The sequence below is a fragment of the Pseudomonas matsuisoli genome (assembly GCF_014647635.1).
Classification (GTDB): Bacteria; Pseudomonadota; Gammaproteobacteria; order Pseudomonadales; family Pseudomonadaceae; genus Pseudomonas_P; species Pseudomonas_P matsuisoli.
In genome coordinates this window covers 45,215-58,977 of the sequence record NZ_BMPO01000004.1, presented here as the reverse complement: position 1 = coordinate 58,977, position 13,763 = coordinate 45,215, and the positions used below count along the sequence as shown (strand labels likewise).

The following is a 13,763-nucleotide window of genomic DNA, read 5'->3' as shown; positions in this document are numbered from 1 at the left end:
CCATAGGAGATGCCATGCCTTCGATGAACCGTGGCCGCGAGGCCGTCCTCTACCGGATGGTCATGCCCGGCCACCTGTGCCCGTTCGGACTGAAAGCGAAAGATCTGCTCCGACGAAAGGGCTATGCCATAGAGGACCACTGGCTGGAAACGCGGGCACAGACCGATGCGTTCAAGGCCGAGCATGGGGTCGATAGCACGCCGCAGGTATTCATCGGGGGCCAGCGAATCGGTGGGTACGACGCGCTCCGCGAATACTTCGGCCAGCCCGCCGCGAAACCGGACGAGAAAAGCTATACGCCCGTGATGGCGGTGTTTGCAGTGGCTGCGCTCATGGCCCTGGCGGCCAGCTGGGCCAGCCTGGGTGCGCTGCTGACGTTGCGTACGCTGGAGTGGTTCATTGCTTTCAGCATGTGCGTGCTGGCGATCCTCAAGCTTCAGGATGTCGAACGCTTTTCGACGATGTTTCTTGGCTACGACCTACTCGCCCAGCGCTATGTCCCCTATGCGTACGCGTATCCATTCGGTGAAGCATTGGCGGGCATCCTCATGATCGCCGGGGCGCTGCTATGGGTTGCGGTTCCCGTGGCACTGTTCATCGGCAGCGTTGGTGCCATGTCGGTGTTCAAGGCCGTCTACATCGATAAGCGCGAGTTGAGGTGCGCCTGCGTTGGCGGCAGTGGGAATGTGCCGCTCGGCTTCATTTCGTTAACCGAGAACCTGATGATGGTCGCGATGGCGGTCTGGATGTTGTTTCGCTAGCCCAGTGCGGGCTCGCGCCGCTCCCACAAGGGAAGTGGCGCGAGACGGCTTGGGCAGGTCAGCGTACTTGCGTGACGGCTTCGCCGCGGCGGAAGACGCCTTCGAGATTGTCGTAGAACAGGTCGGCCATCGCTTGGCGGGTTTCGTGAGTACCGCTGCCGATGTGCGGTGTCAGCACCACGTTATCCATCCCCATCAGGTCAGCCGGAACGTTCGGTTCGTCAGCGAACACGTCCAATGCCGCGCCGGCGATCGTGCCGTCCTTGAGTGCGCCGATCAGCGCGTCCTGATCCACTACGGAACCCCGTGCGATATTCACGAGGTAGCCTTTCGGGCCAAGGGCCTTGAGCTGTTCTGCCCCGATCAGATGGTCTGTGCTGCCTCCGCCTGGTACGACCAGCACGGCGTAATCAGAGGCCTCGAGCAAGCCTTCCAAGGTTTCGTGATAGGTGTAATCCACGTCGTTGCGGCGACTACGGTTGTGGTAGGCGATGGTCATACCGAAGGCTTCGGCGCGCTTGGCAATCGCGCGGCCAATATTTCCGAGACCAACGATGCCGCACACCTTGCCGCCAATGCTGCCCGACAGCGGGAAGCGCCCTTGCGGCCATTGGCCGGCGCGAACGAAGCGGTCGGCTTCGCACACGCGACGACCGAGCGCCAGAAGGATCGAGAACGCCGTATCGGCAACGCAGTTGTCCAGTACGCCGGGTGTGTTGGTGACGATCACACCCCGGTCGCGTGCGGCGCCGATATCGATGGAGTCGTAGCCAACACCGAAGCTGATGATCGCTTTTAGCTTGGGCAACGCGTCGATCAGCTCTTTTTTCGCGCCAAAGACGCCACTCGTGGCGATGCCATCGATCTTGTCGGCGTTCGCTTTTAGCCAAGCCGTTTTGTCCTGGACCTCCCAAAAGCGATGTACATCGTACGTCTGCTCAATACGCTCGACGAGCGCGGGTAACAGCTGACCCATCATCAGCAACTGCGGGCGTTGGGAAGCTTGGCTCATGGACGTCTCCTGCAATGGATTGCGGTGTTGTTATAGCGCGATCTTAGGGCGCGTACGGCGCGCTGGGTTCAGCTAGACACCAAAAGATCACGAATTCTGACCAGTTGTATGACATCTTGGCTTGAAGATCAATCCGGCTCGAGTTCCGCTACGAACCTGTTGGAAGCATCGGAAAGGGGCGTCCATGACAGGTTCGTCGATGCCCGGATGCTATGTCGTATGACCTGTGATCGGATGTTGGTAGCGTTATCAGTGCCAGCATTGCAATCCTTGTTGTTGTGTGATGTCTTATGTCCAGCTTCAGGTGTCATTCCTACAAAAACAATATGGAGGCCTGCTCATGGCTCGTACCAATGTCGCCGGCAAAGAGGTGTCCGAAGGCTCCTCTTCTGTCCTGGCAAAAGCGATAAAGATGCTAGGTCCCGGCATCATCGCCGTGTTGTCCTGGCTTGGCGCGGGAGATCTGATCACGTCGTCCGTGGCGGGGGCCAACTACGGCTACGCCATGATGTGGGTGCTCGCCGTCTCGTTGCTGCTACGTTTTCTCATCGTCAACATCATGGCGCGGTTTCAGCTCTGTAATAACCAAGGGCTAAGTATTCTCGGCGGCTACGCGCAACTACATCCCGGTTTCGCCTGGTTCCTGTTCGGCTATGCATTGCTGATGGGCCACCTCACCAACGCCTACATGCTCAAAGGCGCAGGTGAAGCGCTGGCGACGTTGATTGGTTGGAATGCGCCGCTGGTGTGTTCGATGGCTGTTGCCATCGCGGTCTGGTTGCTCGTGGGCCGTAGCATCTACAGCGTGATCGAAGGCGTCATGAAAGGCTTGCTGTGCCTGATGACGTTGGCCTTCCTGGCACTGGCGATCATGTCAGGACCGGATTGGGGCGGCATTGCTGCCGGCACTATCGGCTTCAGCATTCCGCCGGACCAAGGCGTGCACGGCGCGCTGATCGTGGCGGTATCCGTGATCGGTGCGGTGGCGGGCTCGATCGCCAACTTCGTGCTGCCGTACGTGATGAAAGAAAAGGGCTGGACGGGCCCGGAGCACAAGCGCATTCAGCGTAACGACCTGCTCTTCGCCGTTTGCGTGGGCATCATCATCAACCTGGCGATCTGGGTTGTGGGTGCGGAGATTCTGCGTCCGAACGGGCTTCAGGTAGACACGCTCGATGACCTCGGCGCGGCGTTGCAGATGTTCTTCGGCCCTACAGGTTGGTACCTGTTCTTCGTCGGTGCGTTCGCGACACTGTTCGCCAGTGTCGCCGGCAAGACTACTGCCTTCCCGATGCTGATCACCGATGCACTGCAACACATCCGTCCAGGGCGTCGCGAGAAGTACGGTAAGACGTTCCACAAGGACCCGATGCACAAGTGGTTCCTCTTGTTCGTACTGATCACCCCGCTGATCTGGTCGCTGCCCGGCATGCCGGATTTTGTGACCCTGACCATCGCAGTGAACGCCTTGAACATCGTCGGCCTGCCGGTGATCTCGCTGGGTCTGCTGATCATGTCGAACCAGAAGAAACTGCTCGGTGAGTACCGCAACAACTGGTTCGAGAACCTGGCGCTGGGCGCCGCGACGGTACTCGCGCTTTGGGTTGCGTTCCAACTGGGTTCTGAATTGCTAGGTTAAGGGGCTTGGGGTCGGGGTTGCTTTGCACCTCGACCCCTTTTTTCCGTCACTGCAACGGTGGCGGCATGGGACCAGAATTGACGGTCCTGCAACGGGTAAGGCGGCCTGCCTCAATCCGACATTCCAACTCGATCAATGATGTTTTTTTTGGGCTGACTGACGCTTTAATCCCACACTGCCCCTATCGACATAGGCGTAACGCCATCCCGAGTCCGCACCTTTTTACGAATGTACAGAACCCTGTAGGAGCCCATTCATGGGCGATCGAGCGTGATAGGTAAGGCGGTGGCGATTGGCACGGCCGCGATCGCCCATAAATGGGCTCCTACAAAAAGCCTTGGCGTCTTCCTGCAAGTGCGTTGGATTTCCCCGAGCAACGTCCCACGGCAGTAGGTAGGGTGGATGACGCGCGAAGCGATCATCCACCCAAAATGCGCCATGCGATTCAGGCCCGCTAGGAGGAAAAGGCTTTGCCGTTTTCCACCCTACGATTTGCCTCGTAACAGCCGCGAAGACCCTTTGGAACACACCTACGCATGCGCCTTGGCAGGCTCTTCCTGCGGTGCGAACTTGGACAGGATGTAGCCCTTCATACCGCGTGCTAGCTCTTCTTCGTCGAAGAATACTTGCCCCAGGTTGTCGCGTCGGAAGATCTCCACGGCATCTGCGCTGTGGGTGCGTATAACCACTTCAATTTCCGGATTCAATGTCCGTGCGGTCTCCGTCATGCGTTGCACGTTCAATGGATCGGGCGTTGCGATAACGAGCATGGCCGCTTTCATGATGTGCGCCTGGATCAGCGTGGCGGGCTCCGCCGAATCGCCGCTGACCGCCACCATGCCCTGGTTACGAATCTGCTCCACACGCTCACGATTCTGCTCGACCACCACGAACGGGATGTTCCGCTCGTCCAGCGCTCGCGCGATACGTCGCCCTACGCGGCCATAGCCGACCAGAACGACCTGGCCTGCGAGGTACTTGCGCTCGGTACTTTGCGGGAGGACGGACAGCGGATCTTCACGATGCTCGAGCTTGCGGGCCAACGCGGACTTGCTCAGTACAAGCGTCTTGATGGGCTTGATCAAGCCGAACACCACGGGGTTCAGCGCGATGGAAATCAATGCGCCGGCCAGCACCAGGCTCAAACCTTCCTGCGGCAGCAGCCCCAGGCTGACACCCAGGCCGGCCAGGATGAACGAGAACTCGCCGATCTGCGCAAGGCTGGCCGCAACGGTCAGGGCAGTGTTCAAGGGGTAGCGGAAGGCGACGACTAGGGCGGCAGCAGCGATCGATTTGCCAACCACGATAATGGCGACCACAGCGAGCACGTGAATCGGCTCTTCGATCAACACCATCGGGTCGAACAGCATGCCGACCGAAACGAAGAACAGCACGGCGAATGCGTCACGCAGCGGCAGTGATTCTTCTGCTGCGCGGTGGCTGAGATCCGATTCGCGCATCACCATGCCGGCGAAGAACGCGCCCAGCGCGAACGACACGTGGAACAACATCGCAGCACCGTAGGCGATCCCGATCGCAGCGGCGATGACCGACAAGGTGAACAGCTCCCGGGAGCCGACCTTGGCCACGTGCATGAGCAGCCACGGCAGCACCCGGCGCCCCACGATCAGCATCAAGGCGAGAAAGCCTGCGACCTGTAGCAGCGTCATGCCGATTGTGTACCAGAGGGGGTGTTGCGCACTGGCCGGATCGACCGGGCCGCCGAGCACGCCGGACAGTGGCGGCAGCAGTACCAGCATCATGACGGTCGCCAGGTCTTCGACGACCAGCCAACCCACCGCGATGCGGCCGTTCATGGAATCCAGGATGCCGCGCGCTTCGAGCGCCTTGAGCAGCACCACGGTGCTCGCGCAGGACAGCGACAGGCCAAACACCAACGAAGCGCCCGGACTCCATCCCCATGAATAGGCGATGCCCATGCCCAGTACCGTAGCGAGCCCCATCTGCACGACGGCACCGGGTACGGCGATCTTCTTCACTGACATCAGGTCGCCGAGCGAGAAGTGCAGACCGACCCCGAACATCAGCAGCATCACGCCGATTTCCATCAGCTCGGATGCGAGCTTCACGTCAGCCACGAAGCCCGGTGTCGCCGGACCGATGACGATGCCGGCGCACAAGTAGCCAATCAGCGCGGGAAGCCGGATCTTTTCAGCGACGAAGCCGAGAATGAGGGCCAAGCCGAAGCCAACCGCCAGGGTCGAGATCAAGGGGACGTTGTGTTCCATTCAAATATCCTCTTTGGTTTCGATCGTGCGAGGAGCCCGATCGGGGGCGGGGCATACGTGAGGCGGACACCGAATGAGTAGCCGGGACGATGCTGCCTTCCTGGCTGCGCGGAGACTCGTGGATTTCGCAGGGTATGCAGTGAGACTAGGCGCTACGCGCCGCGCACGAGCATAACCAATGCGTGCGGCGAATCGAAAGAAACATCTTATGTATCAAGACGCTACGAAGCATCGCATTCCATCGCGTCTATAAGGCGGTTCAGATATTCACGACGCCTGACCAATGGCTGCTAAGCGCCAACCGTAGGACGGTTAGAAACTGACTGATCGTTGCGCAAAAGCCGCGGATTCCACCCGCCCTACGGTGCGCGATTGAGGTTACGTCTCTGTAGATGAAATCACGCGCAGCCTTCAATAGCCCCCGATTTCAGCGGTCCCATAGCCTGCGCAGTTGAGCTTTTTAGGGCGGGTGCAACCCGCGTAACTACCGAAAACCGGCGGCCCTACCCGCCCAACGGTGTGCTTGAACTTTAGCGGATAGAACGTACCAACGATCACAGGTGCCGCGCTGCCCCGTGCGTCAAAACAACCCCATCTGCGAACCCGGCGGCGCGAAGCGCGAGCAGTCCAGGCCAGCCCATTCGCGCTTGTCGAGGCCGAGGCGTCGCCGAGCGAGGCGGAAGCGCTGCGACAACAGATCGGCGAACTGACCTTCACCTCGCATGCGGCTGCCGAAGCGGCTGTCGTAATTCTTCCCTCCACGCGACTGACGAATCAGGCTCATGACATGGTTTGCTCGGTCAGGGAAATGTGTCCTCAGCCAATCCTCGAACAGGTCGGCAATCTCCAGTGGCAGGCGAAGCAACACATAGCCGGCACTACTCGCCCCCGCATCACGGGCCGCTTCTAGCATTGCTTCCAATTCCATGTCGTTGATCATCGGGATGATCGGCGCGGTCATCACGTTTACCGGCACGCCGTGATCGTGCAGCGTCTTCATTGCCCGAAGTCGCGCGCCGGGGGCGGCGGTGCGTGGCTCCATGATGCGCTTGAGTTCGTCGTCCAGCGTGGTGAGGCTGAACGCCACGCTCACCAGGTTCTGTGCAGCCAGCTGCTCCAGCAGGTCCAGATCACGAATGATCAGCGAGCCCTTGGTGATGATGCTCACCGGATGTCGGTAGCGCAGCATGATTTCCAGTGCCTGCCGCGTGAGCTCGTATTCTCGTTCGATAGGCTGGTAACCGTCCGTGTTGATGCCAAGCGCGATCGGCTGCGGAACGTAGTTAGGCTTGCTCAATTCTGCTTCGAGTCGTTCGGCGAGGTTGGTCTTGGCGATCAGCTTCGTCTCGAAATCGATGCCGGGCGACAGGTCCCAATAGGCATGGCTCGGACGGGCAAAACAGTAGATACAGCCATGCTCGCACCCACGGTAGGGATTCACCGACCGGTCGAAGCCGACGTCGGGAGATTGGTTGCGCGTAATGATGGTCTTCGCGGTTTCCCTGCGTACTTCCGTGGCGTGAGTCGGTGGCGTTTCATCCTGGAACCATCCATCGTCCTCAGCTTCCGAGCGCGTCGGCGCGAAGCGGTTATGCGGGTTAATGGCGGTGCCGCGACCGCGGATAGGGACATGGGGGCGAGACATAGGAAGTGCTCAAAAAAGTGTATGGATATACAGTATTTGAGCGTGAGGTTATGGGCAATAGAGAGGAAGAGGAGCCGATGTGCGGTGATTCCTAGGTCTGTAGAAAAATGCCTTGGTTATTTGTTGATTCACCCGCGAATGCGGTCGTTCTAACAAATTTGGATCGACTCAGAGCGCGCCCCCGCCTATTCGGACAGCTCAACTGTCGTTCGGACCGGCTTCGAAAGGTGCCAACAGTTAATAGATCATGCACGTGAAAAGCCCATGCGGTTCCGTTTGCAGGGGCTTTTTAGGCAAAGCTATCGAGACGCCATTTTCTACGCAGGTTCGCTTAACGAAGATGCATCCGCACGTCGTGCATAGCGTTGCGCCAGGACGACGCAGACCATCAACTGGATTTGATGGAACAGCATCAGCGGCAGGATCAGCATGCCCAGGGAGCTGCCAGCGAACAGCACCTGTGCCATGGGGACGCCGGTGGCAAGGCTCTTCTTGGAGCCGCAGAAGAGGATAGTGATGCGGTCTTCGAGGTTGAAGCCCAGTTTCTTGCCCAAAAGCCACGTGATGCCCAACACCACCAAGAGCAGCACGACGCAGACGACGATCAACGTAAGTAGGGCGGTCAGCGGGACCTTACTCCATATCCCTTCGATGACCGCTTCGCTGAAGGCGGTGTAGACCACCAGTAGGATCGAGCCCTGATCGACGTACTTGAGCCAGTTCTTGTTGCGCGTAACCCAGGCACCGATCCAGCGACGAGCGATCTGACCGGCGATGAAGGGCACCAGCAGTTGCAACGTGATCTTGCCGATCGCATCGAGGGTCGAGCCGCCATCCCCCTGCACGCCCATGATGAGCGCGACGATGATTGGCGTCAGGAAGATACCGAACAGGCTCGAGGCGGCCGCGCTACAAATGGCGGCGGCAATATTGCCGCGAGCCAGTGAAACGAAGGCGATGGAAGACTGCACAGTGGACGGTAACGCGCAGAGATAGAGGATGCCCAGGTACAGCTCCATCCCGACCGCAGGGGCGAGTACTGGCTTGAGCGCGACGCCTATCAGCGGGAACAGGACGAAGGTGCAGGCGAATACCACTAAGTGCAGCCGCCAATGACCCGCCCCGGCGAGGATCGCTTCGCGTGAGAGCTTCGCGCCGTGCATGAAGAAGAGCAGCGCGATGGCGAGGTTGGTAATCCAGCTGAATGCCACGGCGACCTGGCCGCTGCAGGGCAGCACGGTGGCAACCGCAACGACGGCGAGCAGCGTCAGGGTGAAGTTGTCGGGGAGAAAGCGGGGTCGAGCCATGGGAGCGTCCGGTGATTGCATCGCGAAGGCGTGCAATCTACGCTCAAGCTCGATCTCCTGCTAACGACAAAATCCACTTCGATGTCTTCAAACGGACAACCGCTGTACCAGCGTCAGCTCCCCACCTTCACGACGTTGCCGCGTGCGGTTTATGCCCGGGCGGAGTCCTTGGCACAACCTTCCGGCACGCGGCGCCACAGCCATGCGTGGGTGCAGCTTACCTATGCCATTCAGGGCGTGCTCGAAGTGCGTACCAATGAAGGGCGATTCGTCGCGCTACCGAAACGCGCGATCTGGTTGCCGGAGCAGATGGAGCACGAGGTGTTCAGCTCCTCCAAAGCCGAGATCCGCAGCCTGTACCTCGATGTTTCCGTGACCGGATGGGCACCTTCGCGCTGCCGTGTGCTCGAGATCAGTCCCTTGACCCACGAGCTCATCCGCAGCTTCAGCGCGTTGCCGACCGAGTACGAAATGGGTGGCCCCGCGGGGCGTCTGGTGGACGTCCTGCTCGATCAATTGCGGGAGGCGCGGGAGCTGGCGTTCACGCTGCCGTGGCCGACGCAGCCGTCGCTCGATGTGATCTGCCGGACGATGCAGGCGCACCTGGACGCTTCGCGCACACTGCATGACTGGAGCCTCGAGTTGGGGTGCTCGGAGAAGACCTTGAGCCGTCAATTTCTAGCCCAGACCGGCTTGACGTTTCGTGCCTGGCGCCAGCGTTTGCGCCTGTTCAGCGCCCTCGTCCCCCTGGAGCGCGGCGACCGCGTAACCGATGTGGCGCTCGCCTGTGGCTACGATTCCACCTCCGCGTTCATCGCCGCGTTCCGGCAGCAATTTGGCGAGACGCCGGGTGAGTTGTTTCGGCGGTGATGTTTTTCGGCTTTGAAGGGGCGTGTTACCTAGCGGGCATGGCCCGCTCCCACGGGTTGATGCACATGTCGGTTTCTGTGGAAGCGTGCCCCTCTAGTGCGGTATTCCGGCAGCGATCCGGTGAGCACGGGAGAGCTGTTGGGCGGTGGTGTTTTTCGAGCTTGGTGGTGGAGTGTGGTACTTCGCGGGCATTGCCCGCTCCCTCGGGTTGATGCACGTGTGGGTGTCTGTGGGAGCGCGCCACGCGCGCGAAGCGATCGCGGAGGCGGCGAGTGGACTGCTGTTCGCCAACGATGCGGCTTGTCGGTGCCCTGTACTTGTCCACCTCCCAGCGATCAGGCAGGCTGGCCGTTCCCATCGCTTCGACGGCCTTTTCATGTTTCGTAACGCGACACTCCTCCTGGTGCTTTCCTCGTGCTTCTCGCTGACCGCCTGTGCCGAATCGGCCGAGGTCTCATGGCCGAAGGATTGGCGCGTCGACGAAATGCCCGCGCCGGACTCTCCCTTCGAGCCCGGCGTGAAAGGCGAGCGCCAGCGTGCATCCAAACTCAAGCCGGACGGTGAACAAGCCGTCGTTGCGGAGTTGACGCGCTTGCCACTGCCCACACAGCAAGAGGTAGTGCTCGACCGGGTTTTGAGTCAGATGCGCCAGGGTGTCCAGTTGGGGTTTGCGCAGTCGGGATTACAGACCCGCTGCGAGCCGCCCAAGGATGCACGCATGGGCAACCTGGCGGCGCGCGAAGTGACCTGTACAGCAAGCCAAGCAGGGCGGCCTGCCTTGCAGCAGTCGCTGCTCATGGCTCGAAGCGAAACGGCGGTTTATTCACTGACGTTCGCCATGCCCGCGGATCAGGTCGAGATCGTGGCTGATGAGGTTAAGCAGGTGCAGGCGAGTTTGCGGTTGGAGTGAGTGCTGCAACTTTTCTGCAGCCGCGATCACCGCGGTTGGTAGGGGCGACTTTAATCGCGAAGCCCATTGAAAATGGGCCATAGCCGATCATTGTTTGGCCGCGATTTGGGCCATCCACGTTCGTCGTCTTCGATTGATGATCGTTACACTGATTCACGCAGCGGGCGAACACCACATGGCCCATCGTTGATGGGCTTCGCGACTAAAGTCGCCCCTACAGCGAATGAGTTCGGCACAAATGTGATGGTCTTTAGCTTTTACCGTCGGGCTTCTTCAACTTCGGATTCGGAAAGAACTGCACCGCCTTCACCTGCGGGTCGGCCGGTTTCTTTGGCTTCAACGCCGTGGTGTTCACCCGTGTCGGCAATTCGTTGGGGACGGAGTTACCACGGGCGTCGAGGGTGTCGGAGTAGCCGCACGCTACGCATTCGCGGTGTGGAACGTCATCGACGCTCCACATTTTGATGGTGTCCTGTGCGCTGCACGCCGGGCACACGGCCCCGGCGATGAAGCGTTTCTTGGTGACGTTGGGCACGTCGCTCATGCGGCCTCCTGGCTCAGCCCAAGATGGCGGAGCAGGGCGTCGATCTTGGGTTCACGGCCACGGAAGTCGACGAACAACACCATTGGTTCCTGCGAGCCGCCGCGGGCGAGGATCGCTTCGCGGAACGCGCGGCCTGTTTCCGGGTTGAGCACGCCGTCTTCCTCGAACTTCGAGAAGGCGTCGGCGGATAGCACTTCAGCCCATTTGTAGCTGTAGTAGCCCGCCGCGTAACCGCCCGCGAAGATATGCGCGAAGCTGTTGGGGAAGCGGTTGTACGCCGGTGGCCGCATGACCGATACCTCGTCGCGAATGGCGCCGAGCACGTCTAGCACGCTACGACCATCGCCGTGGCTCGCGTGCAGTTCGAAGTCGAACAGCGAGAATTCCAACTGGCGAACCATCATCAGGCCGGAGTGGAAGTTTTTCGCGGCAAGCATCTTGTCCAGCAGGTCTTGCGGCAGTGGTTCGCCGGTCTGGTAGTGGCCGGATATCAGCGCCAGGCCTTCTGGCTCCCAGCACCAGTTCTCCATGAACTGGCTCGGCAGCTCGACCGCATCCCAAGCCACACCGTTGATCCCCGAGGCACCGGAATGCTCGACGCGGGTCAGCAGGTGATGCAGGCCATGGCCGAACTCGTGGAAGAGGGTGGTGACCTCGTCATGGGTCAGCAGCGCGGGCTTGCCTTTCTCAGCCGGGGTGAAGTTGCATACCAGGTTCGCGACCGGGCTGACCAGGTTACCTTCGGCGGTGCGGCGCTTGTCGCGCGCGCCATCCATCCAGGCGCCGCCGCGCTTGTTGCTGCGCGCGTAAAGGTCGAAGAAGAAACGGCCCACGTGAGTGCCGTTCTCGGTAATTTCGAACAGGCGCACGTCGGGATGCCAGCCGTCGAAGTCGGACAGTTCGCGAATTTCGATGCCATAGAGTTTCTGCACGATGGCGAACAGCCCAGACAGCACCTTGTCGATCGGGAAATACGGGCGGAGGATTTCCTGGGAGATGCTGTAGCGCTGCTCCTGTAGCTTCTCGCTGTAGTAGCCCACGTCCCAGCTTTGCAGATCGTTGCAGCCGTGCTCGGCGGCGAAGGCTTTCAACTCATCCAAGTCCTGTTGCGCATAGGGCTTGCTGCGCACGGCGAGGTCACGTAGGAAACTCAGCACTTGATCGGTGGACTCGGCCATCTTGCTCGCCAGCGACAGTTCGCTGTAGTGCGCGAAGCCCAACAGCCGCGCAAGTTCTTGGCGCAGGTCGAGGATTTCGTTCATCAGCGGGCCGTTGTCATTCTGGCCGGCATTGGGCCCCTGATCGGAGGCACGGGTGCAGTACGCGGCGTAAACCTCTTCGCGCAGTGCGCGGTTGTCCGCGTAGGTCATCACGGCGTAATAGCTGGGGAACTCCAGGGTGATCAGCCAGCCGTCCTGGTTCTTGGCTTCGGCCGCCTGCTTCATCTGCGCTTTTGCCGAGTCGGTGATGCCTGCCAGCAGGGATTCGTCGTCGATGTGCTTGACCCAGGACTGCGTCGCATCCAGCAACTGGTTGGAAAAGGTGCTGGTCAGCTCGGACAGGCGCATCTGGATTTCTCCGTAGCGCTTCTGCTTGTCGGCCGGAAGGTCGATGCCGGATAGCCTGAAGTCGCGCAGGGTGTGCTCGAGAATGGTTTTCTGCGCGACATCGTAGCCCGCGGCTTCAGGCCCCTTTGCCAGTGCATCGTAGGCGTTGAACAGGTCCCGGTTTTGGCCCAGCTCGGTGAAGTATTCGGACAGCTTTGGCAGGCACGCCTCGTACGCTTTGCGCAGTTCCGGGCTGTTGCAGACGGCGTTCAAGTGGCTGACCGGGCTCCAGGCGCGGCCCAAGCGCTCGCCCATTTCGTCCAGGGCCAGGACGAACCGATCCCAGCTTGGATTCTTGCCCTGCTCAGCCAACAGTTTCGCGAGCGCTGCACGATTGTCGGCCAGGATGGTGTCCACGGCCGGCTCGACATGCTCGGGCTTGATGCGGGAGTAGGGTGGCAGGTCGAACGGTTGCAGGAGGGGATTTTCTGCGGTCACGGCAAGGCACCTTAAGGCTCGAATTCGATAAGCAGGTTATGGGGCCGGCGGCGGCATTTCACAACCCGAATGCGTGTCATGTTAGTTAGTATCAGGACATTCCGCAGCAGACGAGGTTTCTATCGTGGCGATTCGAACATTCGAACAACACGCGCCCAGGCTGGGCCCGCGCGCGTTCGTCGACAGCACGGCCGTGGTCATAGGCGACGTCGAGGTTGGCGAAGACAGCTCCATCTGGCCGCTGACCGTGGTGCGTGGGGACATGCACAAGGTCCGCATTGGCGCACGTACCAGTATTCAGGACGGCAGTGTGCTGCATATCACCCATGCCGGACCGTTCAACCCGGACGGGTTCCCGCTGACCATCGGCGACGAAGTGACGGTCGGCCATAAGGTGATGCTGCATGGCTGCACGATTGGCAATCGCATCCTCGTGGGAATGGGGTCGATCATCATGGACGGCGCCGTGGTCGAGGACGAGGTAATCATCGGCGCAGGCGCGCTGGTGCCGCCGGGCAAGGTGCTCGAGAGCGGCTTTCTGTACGTTGGCAGTCCCGTCAAGCAGGCGCGGCCGCTGACGGACAAGGAACGCAGCTTTTTCAGCTACACCGCCGGGAACTACGTGAAGTTGAAAGATCGGCACTTGGCCGAAGGGTATGACCAGGATCATGGGGTGAAGTAACTCATCCACCGTTCACCTCGGTACCGAATCGCGAACGCACGCGGTACCGGCGGAAGCCCCAGCGAGGATCTGGCATTGCGTAGACCGGGTGACACCCGG

11 protein-coding genes are annotated in these 13,763 nt (G+C 60.4%); 5 read left to right on the top strand and 6 right to left on the bottom strand.

The window, feature by feature from the left end:
* The first annotated feature begins 14 nt into the window (after nt 1-14).
* Nucleotides 15-761: a MauE/DoxX family redox-associated membrane protein gene (locus IEY47_RS09600; protein ID WP_229779354.1), complete on the top strand. Its 747-nt coding sequence runs from the start codon at nt 15-17 to the stop codon at nt 759-761.
* A gap of 58 nt (nt 762-819) precedes the next feature.
* Here IEY47_RS09600 and IEY47_RS09595 read toward each other — a convergent pair whose 3' ends face one another.
* Nucleotides 820-1,773: a 2-hydroxyacid dehydrogenase gene (locus tag IEY47_RS09595; protein ID WP_188983010.1), complete on the bottom strand. Its 954-nt coding sequence runs from the start codon at nt 1,771-1,773 to the stop codon at nt 820-822.
* A 340-nt stretch (nt 1,774-2,113) separates the two neighbouring features.
* Between IEY47_RS09595 and IEY47_RS09590 the strand changes: the two genes are divergently transcribed.
* The gene (locus IEY47_RS09590) at nt 2,114-3,412 is read left to right on the top strand and encodes an Nramp family divalent metal transporter (protein WP_188983009.1); all 1,299 of its coding nucleotides are present in this window, start codon (nt 2,114-2,116) and stop codon (nt 3,410-3,412) included.
* Nucleotides 3,413-3,942: 530 nt separating this feature from the next.
* On the opposite strand, the gene IEY47_RS09585 is transcribed toward IEY47_RS09590, so the two are convergent.
* From IEY47_RS09585 to IEY47_RS09575, 3 genes are all read right to left on the bottom strand, one after another.
* Nucleotides 3,943-5,661 carry a cation:proton antiporter domain-containing protein gene (locus IEY47_RS09585; protein ID WP_188983008.1) on the bottom strand — a complete coding sequence of 573 codons (1,719 nt, stop codon included), beginning with the start codon at nt 5,659-5,661 and terminating at the stop codon, nt 3,943-3,945.
* A 580-nt stretch (nt 5,662-6,241) separates the two neighbouring features.
* Entirely contained in the window at nt 6,242-7,306 is a 1,065-nt protein-coding gene (locus IEY47_RS09580) for a PA0069 family radical SAM protein (RefSeq protein WP_188983007.1), read from the bottom strand.
* 317 nt (nt 7,307-7,623) lie between these two features.
* Nucleotides 7,624-8,613: a bile acid:sodium symporter family protein gene (locus IEY47_RS09575; protein WP_188983006.1), complete on the bottom strand. Its 990-nt coding sequence runs from the start codon at nt 8,611-8,613 to the stop codon at nt 7,624-7,626.
* Between the two features lie 81 nt (nt 8,614-8,694).
* Between IEY47_RS09575 and IEY47_RS09570 the strand changes: the two genes are divergently transcribed.
* Together IEY47_RS09570 and IEY47_RS09565 are read left to right on the top strand one after the other, a co-directional pair.
* Nucleotides 8,695-9,483: an AraC family transcriptional regulator gene (locus tag IEY47_RS09570; RefSeq protein WP_188983005.1), complete on the top strand. Its 789-nt coding sequence runs from the start codon at nt 8,695-8,697 to the stop codon at nt 9,481-9,483.
* 376 nt (nt 9,484-9,859) lie between these two features.
* The gene (locus tag IEY47_RS09565) at nt 9,860-10,393 is read left to right on the top strand and encodes a DUF4946 domain-containing protein (RefSeq protein ID WP_188983004.1); all 534 of its coding nucleotides are present in this window, start codon (nt 9,860-9,862) and stop codon (nt 10,391-10,393) included.
* A gap of 250 nt (nt 10,394-10,643) precedes the next feature.
* Here the strand turns inward: IEY47_RS09565 and IEY47_RS09560 are convergent, their stop codons facing one another.
* Nucleotides 10,644-10,937, bottom strand: a complete 294-nt coding sequence (locus tag IEY47_RS09560) for a YheV family putative zinc ribbon protein (protein ID WP_188983003.1) — start codon at nt 10,935-10,937, stop codon at nt 10,644-10,646.
* Nucleotides 10,934-12,982, bottom strand: a complete 2,049-nt coding sequence (gene prlC / locus IEY47_RS09555; RefSeq protein WP_188983002.1) for an oligopeptidase A — start codon at nt 12,980-12,982, stop codon at nt 10,934-10,936. Before prlC ends, IEY47_RS09560 begins: the two co-directional genes overlap by 4 nt.
* Before the next feature lie 124 nt (nt 12,983-13,106).
* On the opposite strand from prlC, the gene IEY47_RS09550 reads away from it, so the two are divergent.
* Nucleotides 13,107-13,664, top strand: a complete 558-nt coding sequence (locus tag IEY47_RS09550) for a gamma carbonic anhydrase family protein (RefSeq protein ID WP_188983001.1) — start codon at nt 13,107-13,109, stop codon at nt 13,662-13,664.
* The last annotated feature ends 99 nt before the right edge of the window (nt 13,665-13,763 follow it).